The organism is Herbaspirillum sp. SJZ099, from assembly GCF_007828355.1.
Lineage (GTDB): Bacteria > Pseudomonadota > Gammaproteobacteria > Burkholderiales > Burkholderiaceae_D > Herbaspirillum.
Genome location: NZ_VIUO01000012.1, coordinates 26,969 through 50,095, shown reverse-complemented (window position 1 = coordinate 50,095; position 23,127 = coordinate 26,969). Strand labels below are relative to the sequence as shown.

Sequence of the window (23,127 nt, the reverse complement as noted above, 5' to 3'; positions counted from 1 at the left end):
AGGCAAAAGGTCAGGACACGGTCACGCGGAAGCGCGACACCGAGCTTTCCAGCTCCCGGGCCGCATCCCACAGCTCGTGATACAAGGTGGTCACCTGCTCGCGGCTCTGCTCGATGATTTCGTTTTCGGTGAGGATGCTCTGGATATTCTGCGCCACGCCATTGGCCGAGATCGCCTGCTGCTCGGTCGACAGCGACATGCCCTGGATCAGTTCGGCCAGCTGGTTGGACACGCTGCGGATATCCGACAGCGCGGCGCCGGCGGCATCGGAGAGCACCGCCCCCTCCACCACGCCGGCGGTGGATTTCTCCATCGCCGCCACGGCGTCGTGGGTATCGGTCTGGATCATGCGCACCAGGGCGCCGATTTCGCGCGTGGCGGCGCTGGAGCGTTCGGCCAGGCGCTGCACCTCTTCGGCCACCACCGAGAAACCGCGCCCGGCCTCGCCGGCCGATGCGGCCTGGATGGCGGCATTGAGCGCCAGCACGTTGGTCTGTTCGGTAATGTCGGAAATCAGTTCGGTGATCTCGCCGATGACCTGCGAAGACTCGCCCAGCCGCTTGATGCGCTTGGAGGTTTCCTGGATCTGTTCGCGGATCTCGTTCATCGCCTTGACCGCATCCTCCACCGCCTTGGCCCCGCGCTCGGCCACCACCACCGAATGGCGGGCCACATCGGCCGATTCGCTGGCGGAAACCGAGACGTCGGTAATCTGCATCGACATCTCCAGCATGGATTGCCCGGTCTCCTGGATGCGCCGCGCCTGCATGCGGGCCGCATTGGCCAGTTCGGTGGTGGTGCTGCGCACATGGTCGGAGGATGCCGCCACCTTCGATGCCATCTGCGTGACCTGCCCCACCAGGCCGCGCAGCGCCTCCACGGTGTAGTTGACGGAGTCGGCGATGGCGCCGGTGATGTCTTCCGATACGGTGGTATGCACCGTCAGGTCGCCGTCGGCGACTTTCTGCAATTCATTCATCAGGCGCAGGATGGCCGCCTGGTTGGCGACGTTGGTGCGCATGGCCTTTTCTTCCTGCTGCTGTGCCAGCAGGCGTTGCGCCTCGGCTTCCTGGCGCCGCGCTTCGGCGTCGGCGGCATTGTTGCGGCTGTTTTGCAGTTGCACCAGCGCGATGCCGATGGCGCTGATCAGTGCGCAGACCATCGCCGCCAGCATGGCCCAGAAGGTCCAGCCGCGCGACTCCTGGACGATGCGATAGTCGGTCTGCAATACGGTCAGGTGATTTTTCAGCAGCTCGTTCTCAAGAAAAACCAGTTGCTCGGATTGCTTGGCGGCGATGAAATTCTGCAGGTTGCCCAGGATGCCGGCCACCTGCGGCTGGTATTCGCCGAAGACCCGTTCCAGCTCGACCAGCTTGTCGCGCGTTTCCGTGTCCGACACCGGCTTGAGGCGCAACAGTTCGCTGCCGTTCAGGAAGCCGTCGATAATGTCGTGGAAGGTATTGACGTCCTTGCCGAGCAGGAAGGCGGTTTCGGGATTGACGCCTTCCGAGGTCAGGAATTCGTTGGCGCTGCGCCCCAGGCGCAGCGTCAGCAGCACCAGTTGCCCGGCGGCGTTCATCTCGCGCGGGCTGGCCGAGCCTTGCGAGTACAGCATGGAAATCTGCTCGCTCAGGTCGAGCATGGTCGGCAGCAGGAGGTTGAGGCGCTTGAGGGTGACGCCGAATCCGGTGAGCTCCTTTTCCAGCCTGAGAATGGTTTCCGACGCGCGGTTGGTGTGCTCCCAGATCTTTTGCACATCGCCCAGCACCGGCTTCATCGCGGCGTCGGGAAGGCTGATCCGGTAGCCCTGATAAGTGCCGCCGGCCGTCAGCAGGCCAAGGTCACGGTTGAATTCGTTACGGCTTTCGGCAAGCTGGGCAAACGCTTCCTTGTTGCCCTGGATGGCATTCGGCACGGCCTTGCCGATGCGCTGCGAATGCATGACCAGGTCGGAGGCGATGTGCGTCTGCAAGGTGGCATGGATATAGTTGCGCGAGCCTTGCCACAGGAAAAAGAAGGTGCTGGCCAGCGACAAGGCGAGAATGCCCAGCAGGATGCGGGTCTGCTTGCGCAGCGAGAAACGGTTGATGAAGGGCAGCCGGGTCAGGCGCGATGCTGACGCGGCGGGACTCCCCTGCCCTTTCTCGGCTGCATGTCTTTGCTTTTTTGGCAGACGCGGCAAACTCAGTGCCATGACTGGTGCTCCTTTGTAATGTCAGATCGGCATACCCCTTGCCGCGGCCATTGCGCCGCCGGCCCCTCGCCGTACTACCGGCCGATATGCAAGAAAGCGGCCTCTTTCAGCAGCGCGGCCAGGCCGATTTCACTCCACTCGGTCCCGGCCTTGTCTTTATAACGCCCAATAACTCCAATTAATTCGTTTTCATCGTCGTAATTATTCGATATTTGTGTCATTTCGGAGATATGCCGCAAGCCCAGCACGGAGGACAACAGCAAACCGCAGTTGGGCGCCAGCGCAGGAGAAAACACCAGCACGCGGCTATCGCGCTCGCGCGCCTGGGCTTCGTACCCGCTCAACACGGCAAGATCGACAATGCCGACCAGATTGCCGCGGAGATTGACCAGGCCGAGATACCAGGGCTGCGTCAAGGGCACCCGCACCGGCGCGGGCAGGCTGGACAACGGCAGGATTTCTCCGGCATCGGCCAGGCGGATGAGGCAATGGGCCGTTCCGATCGTCACGGCCAGGCGCCGGGCCTGCAACTCCTCGCTGCTGGCCGCTTCCATGCGGGCCAGCAGCGAGGCCTGGAAGGCCTGCAGCCCGCCCTCCTTCCTGCCGGCGTCGGCCAGGCTCCGTACCGGCGGCTGGCGCGCGCCCGCTGCGTCGGGATGGGTATTGTCTTGCCCCGCTGTCATTCGATGGCGCCGATCTTCGCCAATAGCTCGTCCGGGTCGACCGGTTTGACGATGTAGTCGCAAGCCCCCTGGCACAGCGCCCAGATGCGGTCGGTTTCCTGGGCCTTGACGCTGCACATCACGATCGGCAGATCCTTCAGGCTGGGGTCGCGCGCAATCTGGCGCGTGACCTGGTAGCCGTTCTTCCCGGGCATGACAACGTCGAGCAACACCAGTTGCGGCTTGTCTTCGCGGATCTTTTGCAGGGCATCTTCGCCGCTGTCGGCCATGGCAACGGAAAAGCCGTTCTTTTCGAGAATGTTGGCCAACACGTATCGGTCAGTCGGCGAATCATCGACCACGAGTACCTTTTTTATTCTCATGCTTCCCCCTTGCTCCGAAATGACAACCCAGCTCAGGCGCCGTCGACGCCATCGACATGCGCCCTGACGACTTGCAGCAATCCCTCTTCGGAAAACGGCTTGGCCAGATAACCGTCGGCCCCGGCCATGGCGCAGCGCGCCTGGTCGAACAGCCCGGCCGCATCGGACAGCATGACGATGGGCAAACCGGCATGCCGCTCATTGCGGCGAACCAGCATGCAGGCGCTCAGGCCATCCAGGCGCGCCAGGGCCACGCCGCACATGAGCATATCGGGCGCCTCCCGCTCCAGCAGGGCCAGCGCCTCGATGCCGTCGGCGGCCGGCAATACCTGGTAGCCGGCGGCGGCCAGCACTTGCCCGGCGGTGTCGCGCACGGCCGGATTATCGTCGGCAAGCAGGATTTTCTTCGCGGGCTGGGGCCGGGACGCCATGTCTTTCTTCCACATCGTTGGAGCTTATCGGGCCACTTTAGCAAATGCCAGCCCCATCTAGCACCGAAACAGCAGCAACTTCGCTGCTTTATTGAAAACACTGGAATGATGCCTACCAGCAAATTCAGTTTCCATAAAAACAAGTTTGATGCGGGAAATGGCGGCCCCCGGAACCGACAGCGATTGCCGGCAGGGAAATGGCCGACGGCAGCGCCGGCAAATGCGCCGCGACAAGTCCGCCGGGAGCGCTTCCAACAGAAAATTGCGCCTGCGCCTGATCCTGGTCAAACGCGCGAAAAGAAGGGAATAGGGAAATGCCTGCGGCGGCTGGTGTAGACAAACAGGCCGCCGCATGGAGGAGGGAAAATGTTCAGATCTCGACCATTTCGAAATCTTCCTTGCGCGCGCCGCACTCGGGACAGGTCCAATTGATGGGGACGTCTTCCCAGCGGGTGCCAGGAGCGATTCCCTCTTCCGGCAGGCCTGCCTCCTCGTCGTAGATCCAACCACAGATCAGGCACATCCAGGTTTTGAATTCGGTTTGGCTGCTTTGGCTATCTGTCACGGCTGACTATCCCTCAAATCAATTCAAGTAAAATGCTTGAAACCCGCTTCATCGGGAAACCCCGGCAAGCCGCGAAACGGCAGCCATGAAAAGTCAAACAGCCGCTCTGCGAAAGCTTGATGAAACGAGTTCCAAACACGCTATCTTAATCTACTCGACGTGCAAAACCAAACCTCCCCTCTCATCCTGACCTTCGGCGCCGCCGATCCGGTCGGCGCCACAGGCATCCAGGCCGATCTCGCCACATTCGCAGCCATGGGCTGCCATGGCCTGTCGGTCGTGACCGCTCTGCTTATCGGGGATACCGCCCGCGTGGAAGACGCGCAGATCATCGAAGTCGACTGGGTGGCGGACCAGGCGCGCGTCATCCTCGAAGACATGCCCGTGGCCGCCTTCAAGGTCGGCGCCGTGGGCAGCATCGAGAACATCTCGGCGATTGCCGAGATCGTCTCGGACTATCCCGACGTGCCGCTGATCCTCGATCCCTTCATCTCTTCCCTGTCCAACCTGGAGGAGGAAGAAGAGCGCCTCATCGCCATTCGCGAACTGCTGGTGCCGCAGACCACGCTGATGCTGGCCTCCGCTGCCGAACTGGCGCGGCTGGCCGAGACCTGGCGCGAACCCGTGCCCGGCGAAGCGCTGATGCTCGATGCCATGCGCATCATCGAAATGGGGTGCGAATACCTGTTCGTCACCAACACGCAAACCGATCTGCAAGAGATCGGCAATACCCTCTTCGACGAGTCCGGCCTGGTGCGTCAGGATGCCTGGCAGCGCCTGCCGGGCTCCTTCACCGGCGCCGGCTCCACGTTGTCGGCCGCGATTGCGGCGATGCTGGCCAATGGCCTGGAAATCCCCGAGGCGGTCACCGAAGCCCAGGAGTTCACCCTGGCCGCGCTGGCCAACGCGCAACGCTTCGGCATGGGCAAGCTGGTGCCGGACCGTTACTTCTGGGCACGCGAAGCGGAAGATCCCGGCCACCCCGGCTAACGTATTTGCAGTTGAGAATTTAAGTATTTGAATCGGTAAGGAATATGTCCAAGTCCAGCAATGAATCCCTGTTCGCCCGCGCCCAGAAAACCACGCCGGGCGGCGTCAATTCCCCGGTACGCGCCTTCCGTTCGGTGGGTGGCACGCCGCGCTTCATCGAACGCGCCGACGGCCCCTATTTCTGGGATGCCGAAGGCCGCCGCTACATCGACTACATCGGCTCCTGGGGCCCGGCCATCGTCGGCCACGCCCATCCCGATGTGATCAAGGCGGTGACCGATGCGGCTGCGCGCGGCCTGTCCTTCGGCGCGCCGACCGAGGCCGAAATCGAGATGGCCGAAGAAATCATCAAGCTGGTGCCGTCGATCGAGCAGATCCGCCTGGTATCGAGCGGCACCGAAGCCACCATGAGCGCGCTGCGCCTGGCGCGCGGCGCCACCGGCCGCGACAAGATCGTGAAGTTCGAAGGCTGCTACCACGGCCACGGCGACTCGCTGCTGGTCAAGGCCGGCAGCGGCTTGCTGACCTTCGGCAACCCGACCTCGGCGGGCGTGCCGGAAGATTTCGCCAAGCACACGCTGGTGCTGGACTACAACAACACCGCGCAACTGGAAGAGGCCTTCAAGACCGCCGGCAACGAGATCGCCTGCGTGATCGTGGAACCGGTGGCCGGCAACATGAACCTGGTGCGCGCCAGCGACGAATTCCTGCAGGCGATGCGCCGCCTGTGCACCGAGTACGGCGCCATCCTGATTTTCGATGAAGTGATGTCGGGCTTTCGCGTGGCGCTGGGCGGGGCGCAGGAACTCAACGGCATCACCCCCGACCTGACCGCGCTGGGCAAGGTGATCGGCGGCGGCCTGCCGGTGGCGGCCTTCGGCGGCCGCGCCGATATCATGAAGCACCTGGCGCCGCTGGGCGGCGTCTACCAGGCCGGCACGCTCTCGGGCAACCCGGTGACCGTGGCGGCCGGCATGGCCACGCTGAAGATCATCCAGCAACCGGGCTTCTACGCCAGGCTGGGCCAGCAGACCAGGAAGCTGGCCGACGGCCTGGCAGCAGCGGCCGGCAATGCCGGCGTGACCTTCGCCGCCGACGCCATCGGCGGCATGTTCGGCCTGTATTTCGCGGCATCGGTACCGGACAGCTATGCCGCAGTGATGAAGGGCGACAAGGAAAGCTTCAACCGCTTCTTCCACAAGATGCTGGACGCCGGGGTCTACTTCGCGCCCTCGGCATTCGAAGCGGGCTTCGTCTCCGCGCAGCACGACGATGCGGTGATCGACGCCACCATCGCGGCCGCGTCCAAGGCGTTTGCCGAACTGGGCTGAAACGCAAAGGCTGCTGGCGCATGCCGCAGCCTTTTCTTTCCGACAATAAAAAAGGACGCCGAGGCGTCCTTTTTTATTCGGTAAAACCTTGTGTCCGGTAAAACTTTTCCCCCGGATCAGGCCGAGAACGACGAGCCGCAACCGCAAGTGGTCGTGGCATTCGGGTTCTTGATCACGAACTGCGCGCCTTCCAGGTCGTCCTTGTAGTCGATCTCGGCGCCGACCAGGTATTGGTAGCTCATCGAGTCGATCAACAGCTGCACACCGTTCTTGGACATGGTGGTGTCATCTTCGTTGACGATTTCATCGAAGGTGAAACCATACTGGAAACCCGAGCAGCCGCCGCCCTGCACGAATACGCGCAGTTTCAGGTCGGGGTTGCCCTCTTCTTCGATCAGTTGGGCCACCTTGGCGGCGGCGCTGTCGCTGAAGTTGATCGGGGTCGGGATATCGGTTTGTTGCAGTTCGGCTACGGCATTCATGTTGGGCTCCTGCTTGGCTTGGGCGGACAATGGCTCATTATAAGCGCTTGCGGATTTTCATGCTTCGGACGACGCAGCCAGCTTCAGCAACGGCGTTTCTTCCGCCTGGTCATGGCTGAGCTTGCCGGAAACCAGCGCGCCGCCATGCATTTCCAGCGCCTTGTAATAGACATTCCCAGTAATGCGGGCTTTTGGCTGCAATTCAAGCAGTTCGGTCGAATAAACGTCGCCGACGATCTCGCCATTGACGATCAGGTGCGCGGCGCGCACCTCGCCGACCACCTTGGCATGCTCGGAAATGACCAGCACGCTTGATTGGCCGCTCTCGCCGCTGATGTTGCCATTGATATGGCCGTCGATGCGCAGGCCGCCCTTGAAGCCGACCTCGCCCTTGATGCTGGTCGACATGCCGATCAGGCTGTCAATCGTGCTTTTGGTCTTGCGTCCGAACATGAAATCACCTCACAGGTCTACCGACTGCTGGGCGCGCACCTGGCCGCGGTCGAGAACACGAACTGCAACCGCTTTAATGGTCGCTCCCTCCGGCACATTCAACACGCCTTCAACCCGCTGGTAGTACTTGAATGCGAGCCTGTAACGCGCCAGGTCGGTCGAATTGGATTCCGGAAAATTGATAATAGCACTCTTGCCCGCCTGCCAAATCGTGATACTGAGCTGTAAATTCCCGGCAAATTGCTGGGTACCGCCCCCGCCTTGCATGACCAGGACCCGGTAGCGCAGCTGACTGGGGCCGGCCAGTTCGGCCTTGAAACGCTGGATGGTGATCCCCGGCGCGCCGAGGTTGGTCGGCAACAGGCTGTCGAAAAAGGCAAGATCCTCTTTCTGGCGGTTGTTTTCCGCTTCCAGGTTCTTCACCTGGTTCGCCAGTTGCGCCTGGGCGGCCTGGGCGATCTTCAGCTCGTTCTGCGAGGCGTTCGAGGCGGTCTGCAGCCGCTCGTTTTCCGCCGACAGCTTTTTGACCTGCACCGACAGCTCCGCCAACTGCTCGCCGGCATCGCTCTGGATCCCGGGCAGGTTGTTGCGCCCAAGTTCATACGTCCATACTGCCAACGCTACCCCGCCCCCCAGCACAACCGCCCACAACAGGGCCTGCAGCGGCCACGGCAGATGGCGCTTGATGGTCATCTTCGGCGCGGAAATCGTCAGGCGCCGTTGCCATAACCTGTACTTCACGGCAGGACGGGCACTTGCAACAGACCGGTGGTTTCTTCCAGGCCGAACATCAGGTTCATGCACTGCACCGCCTGGCCGGAGGCGCCCTTGACCAGGTTATCCTGCACTACCAGCACCACCACGGTGTCGCCGTTGTCCGGACGATGCACGGCCAGGCGCAGCATGTTGGAAGCGCGCGTGGTGCGGGTTTCCGGATGCGAACCGAACGGCATCACGTCGACGAACGGCTCGTTCTTGTATGCGTCTTCGAACAGGGCCTGCAGCGCGGCATTGTCGATATCCTTGGTCAGGCGCGCATACAGCGTGGAATGCATGCCGCGGATCATCGGCACCAGGTGCGGCGTGAACAGCAGGCCGACCTTTTCGCTGGTCAATTTAGAGAGACGCTCGATGGTTTCCGGCGAATGGCGATGGCCGGATACGCCGTAGGCCTTGAAATTGTCGGAGGCTTCCGAGAACAGCAGCGACAGCTCGGCCTTGCGTCCCGCGCCGGACACGCCGGACTTGCAGTCGGCGATCAGGTGCGAGGCATCGATCACGCCGGCCTTCAACAGCGGCGCGAAACCCAATTGCATGGTGGTCGGATAGCAGCCCGGATTGCCCACCACGCGCGCGCTGCGGATCTGTTCGCGGTTGAGCTCCGGCAGGCCGTAGGCGGCTTCCTTCAACAGCTCGGTGCAGCTGTGCGGCAGCTTGTACCATTTTTCAAAGGCGGCCACATCCTGCAGGCGGAAATCGGCGGCGAGGTCGATCACCTTCACGCCCGCGGCCACCAGCTCAGGCGCCTGGGCCATGGCCACGCCGTGCGGGGTGGCGAAGAAGACCACGTCGCAATCGGTCAGGCGGGCCTTGTCCGGCGAGGAAAACGCCACGTCGACGCGGCCGCGCAGGGACGGATACATTTCCGCCACCGGCATGCCGTCTTCCTTGCGCGAGGTCACGGCCTGCACGCGGGCTTGCGGATGGCTTGCGAAAATACGCAGCAATTCGACGCCGGTGTAACCGGTTCCGCCGACGATACCTACCTTGATCATGTCTTGTCCTTGCGAAAAAAGGCGAACAGAAAGCTTCGCGGAAGCAAAGTTTCCCAAACTTTTTCATTCTAGCAGGAGAATATTTCCCGCTGATTTCTGTTGGGGAAGTTATTTCACCGGCAATCTTCAAAAATCCCGCCATGCGGGAACCGCGGCGCCGCCCGGCAAACCGCACTCGCGCGCGGCCCGACAGCATGCCAAACCGCGCAAAAAGCAAAAAGCCGCCAGCAAATGCCGGCGGCTTTCTGTGATGCGAGAAACGATTAACGCTTCGAGAATTGCTTTGCGCGACGTGCCTTGCGCAGACCAACCTTCTTACGCTCGACTTCACGCGCGTCACGGGTGACGTAGCCTGCGTTCGACAGGGCTGGCTTCAGGCCTGCGTCGTAGTCGATCAGGGCGCGGGTGATGCCGTGGCGCACTGCGCCGGCCTGGCCGGACTCGCCGCCGCCGTGCACGTTGACCATGATGTCAAAACGCTCGACGTTGCCGGTCAGTTCCAGCGGCTGACGGATCACCATCAGGCCGGTTTCGCGGGAGAAGTATTCAGCGGCGGGCTTGCCGTTGACGACGATGTTGCCAGAGCCTGCCTTGATGAAAACACGAGCCACAGCACTCTTGCGACGGCCGGTTCCGTAATTGTAGTTACCGATCATGTCTGTTCCTTAGAGCGCGAGGGGTTTCGGTTGCTGGGCGGAGTGCGGATGGTTGCCATCTGCATACACCTTCAGCTTCTTGATCATGGCATAGCCCAGCGGGCCCTTGGGCAGCATGCCCTTGACAGCCTTCTCCAGCGCGCGGCCGGGGAAACGCTGTTGCATCTTCAGGAAGTTGGTTTCGTAGATGCCGCCCGGATAGCCGCTGTGACGGAAATACGTCTTTTCAGTAGCCTTGGTGCCGGTGACGCGCAACTTGCCAGCGTTGATCACGACGATGAAATCGCCGGTGTCGACGTGGGGGGTAAATTCCGGTTTGTGCTTGCCGCGCAGTCGGAGTGCCACTTCGCTGGCAACACGTCCGAGGACCAAGTCCGTCGCGTCAATCACGAACCACTCGCGCTGAACCTCATGGGCTTTAGCGGAAAAGGTCTTCATGTTTGACTTCCTAAATGAAAAAATAACGCTCAAAGTGGCGGTTCCGTTCGTCCGTGCCGGCCGTGCCTAGATGTATCTAGACGGGCCTTCACGCCTGGCGGACTCATCCTTTTATCTTCCCGAGCGCATGGGAAAGCCGAGAATTATAGCCTTTTCAAAGACTTAGCGTCAAAAGGTTTGACGGCTTTTGTCGCATTCCGTGGCGCCGGGGCATGGGACGGGCCGCGCACGCGCCTTTTACGATGGCAAACAGGCAAGTTTTCCGGCAGGCCCGGCCGGGATCGCGGAAAAACGGACAAAAAAAACCCGGAAACAGTGGTTCCGGGTTCAATCCACACCAATGAGGAGGGTGGAGGAGACATCGTTACGTGCTGCAAATACATCCGTTGAAACCAATATAGCAAAGCGAATTGTGCATTGCAATATGCGTTCGGATATTTTTTCAAAAACCTTTAAAAGGCACGCCATTGTTGGGGTTATGCGACTCGGCCGGGCTTGGAATAGAATAACAAACAGGCAATTTTCCCGCATCGCAAAATGACATACCCGGGCGCAACTGCGCGCCCGTGCATCGCCACGGCAGCGGCCCTGCCCGCCAAAAGCTACAATACGCAGCTCTTTCAACCAATTTGGACTACACGATGGAATGCACAGTGCGCTGGACCGGATTGTCCGGCATGACCTTTACGGCGGAAACAGGTTCGGGACATCTGGTCACCATGGACGGCGCGCCCGACGGCGGCGGCCGCAACCTGGCCCCGCGCCCGATGGAAGTGGTGCTGGCCGGCACCGGCGGCTGCACCGCTTATGACGTGGTGGTGATCCTGCGCAAGAGCGGCCAGGATGTGCGCGGCTGCGACGTCACGCTCAAGTCCGAGCGCGCCGAAACCGACCCGAAAGTGTTCACCAAGATCCACTTCCACTTCACCGTGCGCGGCCGCAATCTCAAGCCCAATGTGGTCGAACGCGCCATCAAGCTGTCCCACGAAAAATACTGCTCGGCCTCGATCATGCTGGAAAAGAGCGCGGAGCTGACCCACTCCTTCGAGATCGTCGACGACCTCGCCGAAGCCGCGCCGGCGCTGGGCCAGCAGCAGTAAACAAGGAGCACGACAAAAAACGCCGCACGGCTTGCGCCGGTGCGGCGTTTTTTTACATTCGGGGCGGCTCAGACGTAGTAAGCCACGCCCGTCATCACTTTCGACATCGCCTTCATCAATCCCTTGACGGGCGCCGGCATCTCGGCCGCGCCCAGCGCCTTCGCCGCCTGGCCGTGCTCGACCTCATCGATGCGCATCTGCTCGACGATGGCGCGCGACTTGTTGTCCTGCGCCGGCAGCTTTTCCAGGTGGCTCAACAGGTGCAATTCAACCTGGTGCTCGGTCTCGGCCACAAAGCCGAGGTTGCGCGCATCGCCCACCCGGGCCGCGATGGTGCCCAGCACGTAGGAACCGGCATACCAGAGCGGATTCAACAGGCTGGTGCGCGAACCCAGCTCGCGCAAGCGCTCGGCGGTCCAGGCCAGGTGGTCCTCCTCTTCGATGCCGGCATGTTCGAAGGCCTGCTTGATCTCGCGCTTCTGGGCGAATCGCCCCTGCGCGTCGTACAGCGCCTGGGCGCATACCTCGCCGACATGGTTGACCCGCATCAGGCCGGCCGCATGCCGCTTCTCGGCCTCATCCATCACGCCATCGGCCAGGCCGCGCCCGGGATTGGGCCGGCTTTCGGAGACCACGCCGCTGACCACGCGCAGCGCTTTATCGAGATCGGTAATCAGTCGGTCGACGAATTGCATGCGTAACCTTTCAAATGCTGGCTCAGGCCATCTTCCAGTTGATCTGCTCGCCGGCCGACAGCGGCACCACAGTGGTATCGCCCATCGGCAATTCGGCCGGGATGGTCCAGCTGTCGCGCTTGAGGGTGACGGTGCCCTGGTTGCGCGGCAAGCCGTAGAAGGCCGGGCCGTTGAAGCTGGCGAAAGCTTCGAACTTGTCCAGCGCGCCGGCCTGGTCGAAGGCTTGCGCGTACAGCTCCAGCGCGTGCAATGCGGTGTAGCAGCCGGCACAGCCACAGGCGTGTTCCTTGAGGCCCTTGGCGTGCGGCGCCGAATCGGTGCCGAGGAAGAACTTGTCGTTGCCGGAAGTGGCCGCGGCCACCAGCGCCTGGCGGTGGGTCTCGCGCTTCAATACCGGCAGGCAGTAGTAATGCGGGCGGATGCCGCCCTTGAAGATCTCGTTGCGGTTGAACAGCAGGTGGTGCGCGGTGATGGTGGCGGCGGTCGGGCCCTCGCCGGCCAGCACGTAGTCGGCGGTTTCCTTGGTAGTGATGTGCTCGAACACCACTTTCAGCTCAGGCATGGCCTGGCGCAAGGGTTTCATGATGCGCTCGATGAACACCGCTTCGCGGTCGAACAGGTCGATCGCCGGATCGGTGACTTCGCCGTGGACCAGGAACGGCATGTCCAGTTCCTGCAGCACTTCCAGCGTCTTGTAGCACTTGCCGAGGTCGGTCACGCCGGCGTCGGAATTGGTGGTGGCGCCCGCCGGATACAGCTTGACGGCCTTGACGAAGCCGCTGTCCTTGGCGCGACGGATCTCATCAGGCGGGGTATTGTCGGTCAGGTAGAGCACCATCAGCGGCTCGAACTGCATCCCCTCCGGCAATACTGCCAGGATGCGCTCGCGGTAGGCCGCGGCCTGCTCGGTGGTGGTGACCGGCGGCTTCAGGTTGGGCATGACGATGGCGCGCGCGAACTGGCGCGCGGTGTGCGGCAACACATCCTTCAGGGTGGCGCCGTCGCGCAGGTGCAGGTGCCAGTCGTCCGGGCGGGTGATGGTCAGTTCATTGCTCATTGGATGTTCTTTCTGGTCTGGAATTGGCGGATGGCGGGCATCCCATGGCCGCGCCCGGCCGTGCGGGCCGGGGCTTCACCATCAAGAGCGATATTCTACCGTAGCCGTCAAGCCCCCAGCCGGCCCGGCGCGCGCCGGTTTGATGCCGGACAAAAAGAAAGGCCGCATCGTCGCCGATGCAGCCTTCTCTTCTTCGGATGCGCCCAAGGGCGCTACCGGAACCGGATCAGTGGGTGATGATCTTGGCCAGGAAATCGCGCGCGCGTTCCGAACGCGGCGAGGCGAAGAACTCGTCCTTGGCGCAATCTTCCACCACCAGGCCCTTGTCCATGAACACGACGCGGTTGGCGACCTTGCGGGCAAACCCCATTTCGTGGGTCACGACCATCATGGTCATGCCTTCCTGGGCCAGGCCGACCATGACATCCAGCACTTCGTTGATCATTTCCGGGTCGAGCGCCGAGGTCGGCTCGTCGAACAGCATGGCGATCGGATCCATCGACAGCGCGCGGGCAATCGCCACGCGCTGCTGCTGGCCGCCGGACAATTGGCCGGGGAATTTGTCCTTGTGCGCCAACAGGCCCACGCGGTCGAGATACTTCAGGCCCTTCTCGGTCGCCTCTTCCTTGCTGCGGCCCAGCACCTTGATCTGGCCGATGGTCAGGTTCTCGCGGATGGACAGGTGCGGAAACAGTTCAAAGTTCTGGAACACCATGCCGATGCGCGCGCGCAGCTTGGACAGGTTGGTCTTGGGGTCGCCCACCGAGATGCCGTCCACGGTGATGTCGCCCTTCTGGAACGGCTCCAGGCCGTTGACGGTCTTGATCAGCGTCGACTTGCCCGAACCGGAGGGGCCGCACACCACCACCACGTCGCCCTTTTTCACCGAAGTCGTGCAATCGGTGAGGACCTGGAAGCTGCCATACCACTTGCTGACGTTGTTGAGTTCAATCATTTGTTTCTCCTGGATTTCTGGATTCGTTGGGCGGCCGGCGGGTCATCCGCGCCGCGCCGCCGTCATTGGGCTTAACGGATGATGGCGATCTTCTTCTGGAAGCGCTTGACCAGTTGCGACAGGCCAAAGCTCAGGATGAAGTACACCACTGCCACGAACAGGTACATTTCCACCAGGCGTCCGTCGCGCTGCGCGATCTTGGAAGCGCTGGTGACGAAGTCCGGCACCGAGCCCAGCACATACACCAGCGACACGTCCTGGAACAGGACGATGGTCTGGGTCAGCAAGATCGGCGTCATGTTGCGGAACGCCTGCGGCAGCACCACGTTGCCCATCATCTGCCAGTAGTTCATGCCGATCGCGTAGCCGGCGAACACCTGGCCGCGCGGAATCGACTGGATGCCCGAGCGCATGATTTCGCAGTAATAGGCCGCCTCGAACAGGATGAAGGTGATCAGCGCCGACTGGAATGCGCCGACCCGGATGGGTTCGGACGCGCCGATGATCCACGCCCCGATGAACGGCACCAGGAAGTAGAACCAGAAGATCACCAGCACCAGCGGGATCGAGCGGATCAGGTTGACGTAGGTGGTGGCGATGAACGACAGCGGCTTGTTGCTGGACAGGCGCATCATCGCCAGCAGCGTGCCGATGATGATGCCGCCCAGCATGGCCGAGAAGGTCAGGACAAGCGTGAATTTCAGGCCGGTGGTGAACAGGTAGACCCAGGAACGCTCGATGACGTCGAAGTCGAAATTGCTGAACATGGATCAATGCCCTCCCGCACTGGTGCTACCGCTGGAGATATAGCCAGGGACAGCCGTTACCTTTTCCAACAGGCGCGCCAACAGCAGCGCAATGGCGGAAATGAGGATGTAGATGATGGTTGCGCCGGTCAGCGCCTCGAAGGTCTGGAAGGTGAATTCGCGCATCGAGTAAGTGGCGGCGGTCAGTTCGATCAGGCCGATGGTCAACGCCACCGAGCTGTTCTTGATGATCGCGGCGAATTCGTTGGTCAGCGCCGGGATGATGATGCGAAACGCCATCGGCAGCAGCACGTAACGATAAGTCTGCGCCGGCGTCAGGCCGAGCGCCTGGCCCGCCATGCGCTGGCCGCGCGGCAGCGCCTGGATGCCGGTCGTGACCTGCACCGCGACACGGGCCGAGGTAAAGAAACCCAGCGCCAGGGTGGCGGTGACGAAGGATGCGTCGGGCAGGCCCTTGAGCCAGTCGCCGATCGAGCCGGGCATCAGTTCCGGCATCACGAAATACCAGAGGAACATCTGTACCAGCAAGGGAATGTTGCGGAACAGTTCCACGTAGCCGTTGGCGAGGCGAACCGCCCATGGTTTTGTTGTTGTACGGATGGTGCCGGCGATGGTGCCGAGGATCAGCGCCATGATCCAGGCGGATATCGCTGTCGCGAGGGTCCATTTCAGGCCCGCCATCAGCGTATCGATATAGGGGATGCCGTCGGGAGACATCTCCCAGAAGATTCCCCAGTTCCAGTTGTAATGCATAAGTGGCCTCGTCTCTGTTTCGAGTCAGTCTGTCAGGCGCGATCACCAGGCAAATGCCGCGCCATGGATATTCCGGTCAGTCACCGGCCGCTGTGGATAAAAGCAATTGCACCGCGGCAACCGCCTTTGCCGGCCGGTTAAACAAAACGGGGGACAACGCCCCCGTTTCGTCAAGACGGATTGATTCGTCTTGGGATAAAACGGGTCGCCCCGTTTTATCACTCATTGCCAAAGGCAATCAGCCGATTACTTCTTCTTGGAAGAAGATTGCTTCTGTGCTTCCGGAACGGCCGCATAAGCAGCCGGGTCGCCCGAATCGGTCGGCTTGGCCAGCACAGCTTGCAGCTGCGGGCTCATCGGCACGTTCAGGTTCACGCCCTTGGGCGGAATCGGCGACTGGAACCACTTGGCATAGATCTTCTTGATCTCGTCACCCTTGTAGACCACGGTCAGGGCATCGTCGACCACCTTCTTGAAGGCGACGTCATCCTTCGGCAGGATCAGGCCATAGGGCTCGACCGACAGGGCTTCCGAAGAAACCTGGTAGTCGCCCGGCGCCTTGGAGTTGGCAGCCAGCGAGGACAACAGGATGTCGTCCATCACGAACGCTGCGGCGCGGCCGGTTTCCACCATCAGGAAGGCTTCGGCGTGGTCCTTGGCGGCCAGGATGTTCATGCCCAGGTTACGCTCTGCGTTCAGGGAAGTGATCTGCTTCAGGTTCGAAGTACCCGAGGTCGACACGACGGTCTTGCCCTTCAGGTCGTCCAGGGTCTTCAGGTTGGCTGCCTTCTTCGACAGGAACTTGTTGGCGGTCACGAATTCGGTCACCGAGAAGGACACCTGCTTCTGGCGCTCCATGTTGTTGGTCGCGGAGTCGCACGAGATGTCGGTGGTGCCGTTGGCGATCAGCGGAATACGGGTCGCCGAAGTCACCGGAACCATCTTGATGTTGAGCGACGTCAGGCCCAGCTTCTTCTGGATCGCGGTAGCGGCCTTCAGGCACAGGTCGATCGAGTAGCCCTGGTAGGACTGCTTGTCATCGAGATAGGAGAACGGGATCGAGGAATCGCGCACGCCCAGTGTCAGGGTGCCGGTATCCTTGATCTTCTTCATCCGGCCGGTGAATTCTTCCGCATGGACCGAACCCATCAGAACGCTTGCGCCGACCAACACCCCTGCTAGCTTCAATAACTTCATTGTGTGACCTCCTGGAAAAATTTTTACGTAGTGTACCAAAAGCCCTCTTCCAAAAACAGCCTGAGCAGTCCATGGAGCAAGGCTTAGCGGTCCTGTTGCCATGCCTCTTTTTTATTGTTAAGCCATATCTTCGCAGGCTTTTTTCATCCGCTTGCGGCCGCTGCCGCCAATCGATGGCGGCACGCAACCCATAGCAGTGATCCAGAGCGAGGCATGCGGCGGCGGCATTTTACGACAGATCCCCAACGCCAATCGCCCGCATGCGCCAATATTCCCAATATTCCATTTCCGATGAAGCATCCGTCATCTGCGGCGCTGCAGCGGCCGATTCCCCCTCGGATAGCCGACACATCTTACATGAGCATCCCGCCTGGCCGGTTATGCTTTCGCGGCATCGCCTCCGATTGCCCGCCCAGACCGCCACGATAACCCCTTATGGTCAGCAATATCCATGCCAGAACAACTATTTTGCGATCTTATCCGAGGGGAAGCGGAACGAATCGCGCAGCACATACCCCATCGGCAGCCCCAGCGCCTGCTTGCGCGCTCCCGCCGGCCGCATGAACCAGCGCTGATACATGTCCTGGATCTCGCCATCGAAAATCATGCGCGCCATCTCGCGGTCGACCAGCGCCTTGAAGGCGGCATCGCCCTTGCGCATCATCATTGCATAGGGATCGACCGACAATGCCTCGCCGACGATATCCAAGGCTTCCGGCGTCTTGATTTCGGCGCGGTATGCATACAGCAACACGTCGTCGTCGGCATAGGCGTCGGCGCGCCCCTCCAGCACCAACGCCACGGCTTCCTCGTCCGTGGTCGCCTCGATCCAGCGCATATCGAGCACGCCCGCGGCGTCGCGCGCCTTCACATAGGGCAGGATGGAACTGCCGCGCAGCGTCACCACGCGCTTGCCGCGCATGTCGAGCCACGAGTGGATGCCCGAGTCCTTGCGCACCATCATGCGCGTGGTCGTATAAAAGTGGGGAACGGTGAAATCGAAACGGCTTCTGCGCGAAGCGTTGCTGGTGGTTGTGCCGCACTCGATGTCGGCGGCGCCGCTGGCGATAGCCTCGAAACGGCCATCGATATCGACCTGCTGGAACCTGAGCTGCAGCTGTGGCAGCCGGGCCTCGCGCCGGACGGCATCTGCGATCTTCCGGCAAATCTCGATGGAGTAGCCCACCGGCCCGCCATCGCTGCCGGCCTCGGCGAACGGGAAATGGTTGGCCGGGAAGGCGATCACCATCGTATTGGTGCGCCGGATCTTGTCCAGCGTAGTTTCGGCGTGCGCAAGCAACGGCGCCAGGCACAAGCATGCCAGCACCGCCATTGCCAGTTTCACGCACCGCACGGCATCAGCGCCGCCGGCGCGCACGCGCACACGAACCACGTCTCCTCCCATACCGCTTTTACGCAGCCGACGATCTTATGCTGTCGCCTTGGCCGCCCATACTGTAAATAAAGCCCTATTACGGGTACAAACCCCGCATTTCACGCGCCTGCAGCACGCGTGTGCATGCCACGATGAACGCTGCGGTACGCAGTGACACCTTCTTCTCGTCCGCCAGTTGCCAGACTGCGGCAAAGGCTTCGCGCATGATGCGGGTCAGGCGCAGATTGATCTCGTCCTCGGTCCAGAAGAAGCTGGAGAAATCCTGCACCCATTCGAAGTAGCTCACCGTCACGCCGCCGGCGTTGGCGATCACGTCGGGCACGATCAGCACACCCTTGTCGCGCAGGATATCGTCGGCCGCCGGCGTGGTCGGGCCGTTGGCGCCTTCCAGGATGATCTTGGCCTTGATGTTGTTGGCATTGGCTTCGGTGATTTGCTGTTCCAGTGCGGCAGGCACCAGAATGTCGCAATCCACCGACCAGAATTGGGCGCGGTCGGCAATCTCGTCGGCGCCGGAGAAACCCTTGACGCTGCCGTTTTGCGCGACATAGGTCTGCAGTGCGGCGACATCCAGGCCGCCGGCATTGAACACCGTCGTCACATGATCCTGAACCGCCACCACCTTGGCGCCGGCTTCGGCGAACAGGCGCGCGGCGATGCCGCCGACGTTGCCGAAACCTTGCACGGCGACCTTGGCGTCCTTGATGTCGAGGCCGCGCTTGGCGGCCGCTTCGCAGCCCACCACGAACACGCCGCGACCGGTCGCCTCATGCCGTCCCAGGCTGCCGCCCAGCGAGATCGGCTTGCCGGTGACCACGCCCGAAGAGGTGCTGCCCTGGTTCATGGAATAGGTGTCCATCATCCATGCCATGATCTGCGAATCGGTGTTGACGTCCGGCGCCGGAATGTCCTTGTTGGGGCCGATGATGATGCCGATTTCGCTGGTGTAGCGGCGCGTGACGCGCTGCAGCTCGCCGCGCGAGAGCGTCCTCGGATCGACGCGGATGCCGCCCTTGGCGCCGCCGTAGGGAACGTTCACCGCCGCGTTCTTGACTGTCATCCAGGCCGACAGCGCCATCACTTCCGACAGCGTCACATCCTGGTGGAAACGCACGCCGCCCTTGCCCGGGCCGCGCGACGTGTTGTGCTGGACGCGATACCCCTCGAAGTGGGCGATGGTGCCGTCGTCGCGCTCGATGGGGACGTCGACCACCAGTATGCGCTTGGGGCGCTTGAGGGTTTCCACCCAGCGCGCCAGCGAGCCCAGGTAGGGCGTCACGCGGTCGATCTGCTCAAGGTAGACGCCCCACGGACCGATGCCGTGCGGGACGAGGTAGGAAGGCACTTCGTGGTTAGGTACGTTCGACATGATGCAATCGCTCCTTTTGTTTGCCGTGCTGTTCAAGACGCTGCAAAGAAATCGAGACCTGCCGAGCATAGTACTCCGCCCCGGCCAACGATCAAGGTGCGCCGCGCTACCCGGCATTGCAAGCCGATGGCGCAGGCATCCTGACCGGCCGCTCTCGCAGTGCGCAAGCGCCTGAAATCTTCTCCGTCCGAATCAGCGACGCAATCGTAGCCAGCCGGACAATTCAAGGCTAATGCTTTGTGAGCATGCAACTATGCACAGGATGCATAACCAGCGAACATCCCCTGTGATGGCGGGATTGCGGAAGATTGACACCCTCGCCGGGCGGTTTTCGCGTCCCTCGCGCGGCCACTTCGGGCGAGCCTTCCCCAGGCTCAGGATTCGCGCTTTTCGGCATGGCGGGCCGCCTTCGACGCCGCCCTGCCGGAACCGGCCGCGCCCCCCTTCTGGCGTTCGGCCCGCGCCGCATCCTGCTCCACCAGGTATTCCCACAGGCGCGCCACCAGCGCCTTGCCGACGCGCTGCGCGGTAGGCCGTTCGCGGTACAGGCGAATCTCCATCTCCACCTCCCACTCGCCGGCCGGCCCATCGGTGCGCGCCAACTGGCGGTTGCGCACCTCGCGCACCACCGAAGACTCTGGCAGGAAGGCCACGCCATGGCCCTCCAGCGCCATCATCTTGAGGCTTTCCGACATATCGGTCTCGTAGTGCTTGAGCAGGTGCAGCGGACGTTTCACATCCGACATCATCAGCTCCACCATCCGGCCCAGGTAGGCATTGCTGGTGTAGGACAGGAACGGCACCGGCGCCTTGGAGGTGCCGGGAAACAGGTAGTCGGGCGTGCCGTTGCGGTCGCAGCGCGAATACGGGCGCAGCGTCTCGGTGCCCATGGTCAGCATGTCGTAACGGCTGGCGTCGAGCTGCACCGGCTGGCGCGGATGGTGATAGCACAGCAGCAGGTCGCAACCGCCCTCGACGATGGTCATCACCGCATCATGCACGTTCAGCGCGATCAGGCGCGTGTTGATGGAGCCGAAGCCCGACTCCAGCGAACTGAGCCACTTGGGCATGTAGGTCAGCGAAAGCGTATGCGGCACCGCAAAATCGATGGTGGTCTGGGCCGTCGGGCGCTTGCCGCGCAGCAGGGCACGGGTATTGTTGATCTGCCCCAGCATCTCTACCGCCTGCTCATAGAACACCTCGCCGGCCGCGGTCAGCCTGGTCGGGTAGGAAGTCCGATCGATCAGGTCGGCGCCCAGCCAGGCCTCCAGCGACTGGATACGGCGCGAGAAAGCCGGCTGCGTGACATGCCGCAAATCGGCGGAACGGCTGAAACTGCGGGTTTCAGCCAGGGAGACGAAATCTTCAAGCCATTTGCTTTCCATTGCCCGCCCACTTCTCGTTCTTTTAAGAATTCATGCGAATCGACGAATTGTGCCGCCGCGCCAGTCGCCGCGCAAGCGAACGCTGTAGCGGATAACCCTTAGCCGGGGAAGCGGGAACCGCCTCTCACCTGCTGGCCGTGGGCATCAGCACCGTCGGCTCGCCGCCCGGCCCGACGGCTGCGGCCGCCTCCTCGCCGGCATCCGCCCCGGGCACCGGCGATGCGCCCTCGTCATCGGCGCCGGCCTGCTGGCGCAGCCACATCTGGGCGTACAGGCCATTGGCCAGCAACAGCCCGGCGTGCGTGCCGCGCTCGACGATGCGGCCGTGATCCAGCACCAGGATCTGGTGGGCATCCACGATGGTCGACAGGCGGTGCGCGATGACCAGCGTGGTGCGCTCGCGCGCGATCTCCGCCAGTTGCTGCTGGATCGCCTGCTCGGCGCGCGAATCCAGCGCCGATGTCGCTTCGTCGAAGATCAGGATGGCCGGGTCCTTGAGCAGCGTGCGTGCGATCGCCACCCGCTGCTTTTCGCCGCCCGACAGTTTCAGTCCGCGCTCGCCCACCATGGTGGCGTAACCGTCGGGCAGCGATTCGATGAACTCATGGATATACGCCGCCCTGGCTGCCGCCACAATCTGCTCGCGGCTGGCGCCCGGCTTGCCGTAAGCGATGTTGTATTCGATGGTGTCGTTGAACAGCACCGTATCCTGCGGCACGATGCCGATGGCCTGGCGCAGCGAAGCCTGGGTCACCTCGCGCAGGTCCTGGCCGTCGATGCGGATGGCGCCGCGGTCGACGTCGTAGAAGCGGTACAGCAGCCGCGACAGCGTCGACTTTCCCGAACCGCTGTGGCCGACCACCGCGGTCGTGGTGCCGGCCGGCACGGTGAAATCGACATCGAACAGGATCTGGCGCTTGCTCTCGTAGCTGAAATCGACATGCTCGAAACGCAATGCCGCGCCGTGCGTCCTGAGCGGCACAGCGGCGTCGCCGTCGGCCACTTCGCGGTTTTCTTCCAGCAGCGAGAACAGGCGTTCCATGTCCGCCAGGCTCTGCTTGATCTCGCGATACAGCACGCCCAGGAAATTGAGCGGGATGTAGAGCTGGATCATGAAGGCATTGACCAGCACCATGTCGCCCAGCGTCATCGTGCCGTCGATCACGCCCGCCGTGGCGCGCCACAGGATCAGCGTGACCGCGATGGCGATGATGGCCGACTGGCCGGTATTCAACAGCGACAGCGAGCTCTGGGACTTGACCGCGGCGCGCTCGTAACGCTGCAGGCCTTCGTCGTAGCGGCGCGCCTCAAAACTCTCATTGCCGAAATACTTGACCGTCTCGTAGTTGAGCAGCGAATCGATGGCGCGAGTGTTGGCGCGCGAATCCAGGTCGTTCATCGTACGGCGGAAATGCGTGCGCCATTCGGTCACGGTGATGGTGAAAAAAATGTACAGCGCCAACGCGCCGGCCGTGATGACGGAAAACCAGATGTCGTAATGCAGCACCAGGTAGGCCAGCACCAGCAGGATCTCGATGATGGTGGGCAGGATCGAAAACAGCGTGTACGACACCAGAGTGGAAACGCCGCGCGTGCCGCGTTCGATATCGCGCGTCATGCCGCCGGTCTGGCGATTCAGGTGAAAGCGCAGCGACAGCGCGTGCAGGTGCTGGAACACCTGCAAGGCAATCGTGCGCACCGCGCGCTGGGTCACGCGCGCAAACATCAGTTCGCGCAACTCGGTAAAGACCGAAGTCGCCAGCCGCAGCGCGCCGTAAGCGGCCAGCAAACCCAGCGGCAGCACCAGCAAGGCTTGCGGATGCGCAACTGCGGCGCTCATCTGGTCGACCAGTTTCTTCAGGATCAGCGGCACGCCCACGTTGGCCACCTTGGCCCCCACCAGGAAGGCCAGCGCCAGCATGACGCGCCACTTGTAGGTCCACAGATACGGCAACAGCGTCCTGACGATGGCCCAGTCGCTGCGTTGGCGCGGCGCGGCATTGGCTTGCGGGGAGGAGCTATTCGGATAACGGCGCATGTGGTGGCTGGAAAATGGCTGGCGGCAAGGCCCGCTGCGGCGGGGCAACATCCGA

At 62.2% G+C, this 23,127-nt stretch carries 25 protein-coding genes; 3 read left to right on the top strand and 22 right to left on the bottom strand.

Features of this window, described 5'->3' with window-relative positions:
• Positions 1-10: 10 nt before the first annotated feature.
• From FB597_RS18775 to FB597_RS18750, 6 genes are all read right to left on the bottom strand, one after another.
• A complete protein-coding gene (locus FB597_RS18775) occupies positions 11-2,194 on the bottom strand; it encodes a methyl-accepting chemotaxis protein (RefSeq protein ID WP_141911411.1) in 2,184 nt (727 codons plus the stop codon).
• A gap of 74 nt (positions 2,195-2,268) precedes the next feature.
• Positions 2,269-2,748: a chemotaxis protein CheW gene (locus tag FB597_RS18770; RefSeq protein WP_255517215.1), complete on the bottom strand. Its 480-nt coding sequence runs from the start codon at positions 2,746-2,748 to the stop codon at positions 2,269-2,271.
• A 125-nt stretch (positions 2,749-2,873) separates the two neighbouring features.
• Entirely contained in the window at positions 2,874-3,239 is a 366-nt protein-coding gene (locus FB597_RS18765) for a PleD family two-component system response regulator (protein WP_141911406.1), read from the bottom strand.
• Between the two features lie 32 nt (positions 3,240-3,271).
• Positions 3,272-3,670 (bottom strand): response regulator, encoded by a 399-nt coding sequence (locus FB597_RS18760; RefSeq protein ID WP_186442821.1) that lies wholly within the window; start codon positions 3,668-3,670, stop codon positions 3,272-3,274.
• Positions 3,671-3,794: 124 nt separating this feature from the next.
• The gene (locus FB597_RS18755; protein WP_144770364.1) at positions 3,795-4,010 is read right to left on the bottom strand and encodes a hypothetical protein; all 216 of its coding nucleotides are present in this window, start codon (positions 4,008-4,010) and stop codon (positions 3,795-3,797) included.
• A gap of 30 nt (positions 4,011-4,040) precedes the next feature.
• Entirely contained in the window at positions 4,041-4,193 is a 153-nt protein-coding gene (locus FB597_RS18750) for a rubredoxin (protein WP_141913301.1), read from the bottom strand.
• 201 nt (positions 4,194-4,394) lie between these two features.
• Here FB597_RS18750 and FB597_RS18745 point away from each other — a divergent pair, with 201 nt between their 5' ends.
• Both FB597_RS18745 and hemL read left to right on the top strand, forming a co-directional pair.
• Complete coding sequence (locus FB597_RS18745; protein ID WP_141911400.1) at positions 4,395-5,225, top strand: hydroxymethylpyrimidine/phosphomethylpyrimidine kinase; 831 nt, start codon at positions 4,395-4,397, stop codon at positions 5,223-5,225.
• A 44-nt stretch (positions 5,226-5,269) separates the two neighbouring features.
• Positions 5,270-6,556, top strand: a complete 1,287-nt coding sequence (hemL, locus tag FB597_RS18740) for a glutamate-1-semialdehyde 2,1-aminomutase (protein ID WP_141911397.1) — start codon at positions 5,270-5,272, stop codon at positions 6,554-6,556.
• Positions 6,557-6,672: 116 nt separating this feature from the next.
• Here hemL and erpA read toward each other — a convergent pair whose 3' ends face one another.
• The 6 genes from erpA to rplM all read right to left on the bottom strand — a co-directional run bounded on the left by erpA (position 6,673) and on the right by rplM (position 10,360).
• A complete protein-coding gene (gene erpA / locus FB597_RS18735) occupies positions 6,673-7,038 on the bottom strand; it encodes an iron-sulfur cluster insertion protein ErpA (RefSeq protein ID WP_141911395.1) in 366 nt (121 codons plus the stop codon).
• Between the two features lie 57 nt (positions 7,039-7,095).
• Positions 7,096-7,491 carry a polymer-forming cytoskeletal protein gene (locus FB597_RS18730; RefSeq protein ID WP_141911394.1) on the bottom strand — a complete coding sequence of 132 codons (396 nt, stop codon included), beginning with the start codon at positions 7,489-7,491 and terminating at the stop codon, positions 7,096-7,098.
• A gap of 9 nt (positions 7,492-7,500) precedes the next feature.
• Positions 7,501-8,205, bottom strand: a complete 705-nt coding sequence (locus tag FB597_RS18725; protein ID WP_141913300.1) for a DUF6776 family protein — start codon at positions 8,203-8,205, stop codon at positions 7,501-7,503.
• A 23-nt stretch (positions 8,206-8,228) separates the two neighbouring features.
• Positions 8,229-9,266, bottom strand: a complete 1,038-nt coding sequence (gene argC, locus FB597_RS18720; protein ID WP_141911393.1) for an N-acetyl-gamma-glutamyl-phosphate reductase — start codon at positions 9,264-9,266, stop codon at positions 8,229-8,231.
• Between the two features lie 263 nt (positions 9,267-9,529).
• The gene (gene rpsI, locus FB597_RS18715) at positions 9,530-9,922 is read right to left on the bottom strand and encodes a 30S ribosomal protein S9 (protein ID WP_050469370.1); all 393 of its coding nucleotides are present in this window, start codon (positions 9,920-9,922) and stop codon (positions 9,530-9,532) included.
• A gap of 9 nt (positions 9,923-9,931) precedes the next feature.
• Complete coding sequence (rplM, locus tag FB597_RS18710) at positions 9,932-10,360, bottom strand: 50S ribosomal protein L13 (RefSeq protein WP_050469369.1); 429 nt, start codon at positions 10,358-10,360, stop codon at positions 9,932-9,934.
• Positions 10,361-11,001: 641 nt separating this feature from the next.
• On the opposite strand from rplM, the gene FB597_RS18705 reads away from it, so the two are divergent.
• Positions 11,002-11,460 (top strand): OsmC family protein, encoded by a 459-nt coding sequence (locus FB597_RS18705; protein ID WP_144770363.1) that lies wholly within the window; start codon positions 11,002-11,004, stop codon positions 11,458-11,460.
• A gap of 68 nt (positions 11,461-11,528) precedes the next feature.
• Here FB597_RS18705 and coq7 read toward each other — a convergent pair whose 3' ends face one another.
• From coq7 to FB597_RS18655, 10 genes are all read right to left on the bottom strand, one after another.
• On the bottom strand, positions 11,529-12,155 hold the full coding sequence (coq7, locus tag FB597_RS18700; protein ID WP_144770362.1) for a 2-polyprenyl-3-methyl-6-methoxy-1,4-benzoquinone monooxygenase: 627 nt from the start codon (positions 12,153-12,155) through the stop codon (positions 11,529-11,531).
• 22 nt (positions 12,156-12,177) lie between these two features.
• Positions 12,178-13,212 carry a dihydroorotase gene (gene pyrC, locus FB597_RS18695; RefSeq protein WP_144770361.1) on the bottom strand — a complete coding sequence of 345 codons (1,035 nt, stop codon included), beginning with the start codon at positions 13,210-13,212 and terminating at the stop codon, positions 12,178-12,180.
• 226 nt (positions 13,213-13,438) lie between these two features.
• Complete coding sequence (locus tag FB597_RS18690; protein WP_141911389.1) at positions 13,439-14,167, bottom strand: amino acid ABC transporter ATP-binding protein; 729 nt, start codon at positions 14,165-14,167, stop codon at positions 13,439-13,441.
• A 71-nt stretch (positions 14,168-14,238) separates the two neighbouring features.
• The gene (locus FB597_RS18685) at positions 14,239-14,934 is read right to left on the bottom strand and encodes an amino acid ABC transporter permease (protein WP_141911388.1); all 696 of its coding nucleotides are present in this window, start codon (positions 14,932-14,934) and stop codon (positions 14,239-14,241) included.
• A gap of 3 nt (positions 14,935-14,937) precedes the next feature.
• The gene (locus FB597_RS18680) at positions 14,938-15,687 is read right to left on the bottom strand and encodes an amino acid ABC transporter permease (protein ID WP_141911387.1); all 750 of its coding nucleotides are present in this window, start codon (positions 15,685-15,687) and stop codon (positions 14,938-14,940) included.
• A gap of 246 nt (positions 15,688-15,933) precedes the next feature.
• Entirely contained in the window at positions 15,934-16,884 is a 951-nt protein-coding gene (locus FB597_RS18675; protein ID WP_141911385.1) for an amino acid ABC transporter substrate-binding protein, read from the bottom strand.
• Positions 16,885-17,347: 463 nt separating this feature from the next.
• The gene (locus FB597_RS18670; RefSeq protein WP_183405782.1) at positions 17,348-18,277 is read right to left on the bottom strand and encodes an amino acid ABC transporter substrate-binding protein; all 930 of its coding nucleotides are present in this window, start codon (positions 18,275-18,277) and stop codon (positions 17,348-17,350) included.
• Positions 18,278-18,356: 79 nt separating this feature from the next.
• Entirely contained in the window at positions 18,357-19,649 is a 1,293-nt protein-coding gene (locus FB597_RS18665) for a Glu/Leu/Phe/Val dehydrogenase (RefSeq protein ID WP_141911380.1), read from the bottom strand.
• Positions 19,650-20,023: 374 nt separating this feature from the next.
• Positions 20,024-21,034, bottom strand: a complete 1,011-nt coding sequence (locus FB597_RS18660) for a LysR family transcriptional regulator (RefSeq protein ID WP_141911377.1) — start codon at positions 21,032-21,034, stop codon at positions 20,024-20,026.
• Positions 21,035-21,158: 124 nt separating this feature from the next.
• Positions 21,159-23,072 (bottom strand): ABC transporter ATP-binding protein/permease, encoded by a 1,914-nt coding sequence (locus tag FB597_RS18655; protein ID WP_144770360.1) that lies wholly within the window; start codon positions 23,070-23,072, stop codon positions 21,159-21,161.
• Positions 23,073-23,127 lie beyond the last annotated feature (55 nt).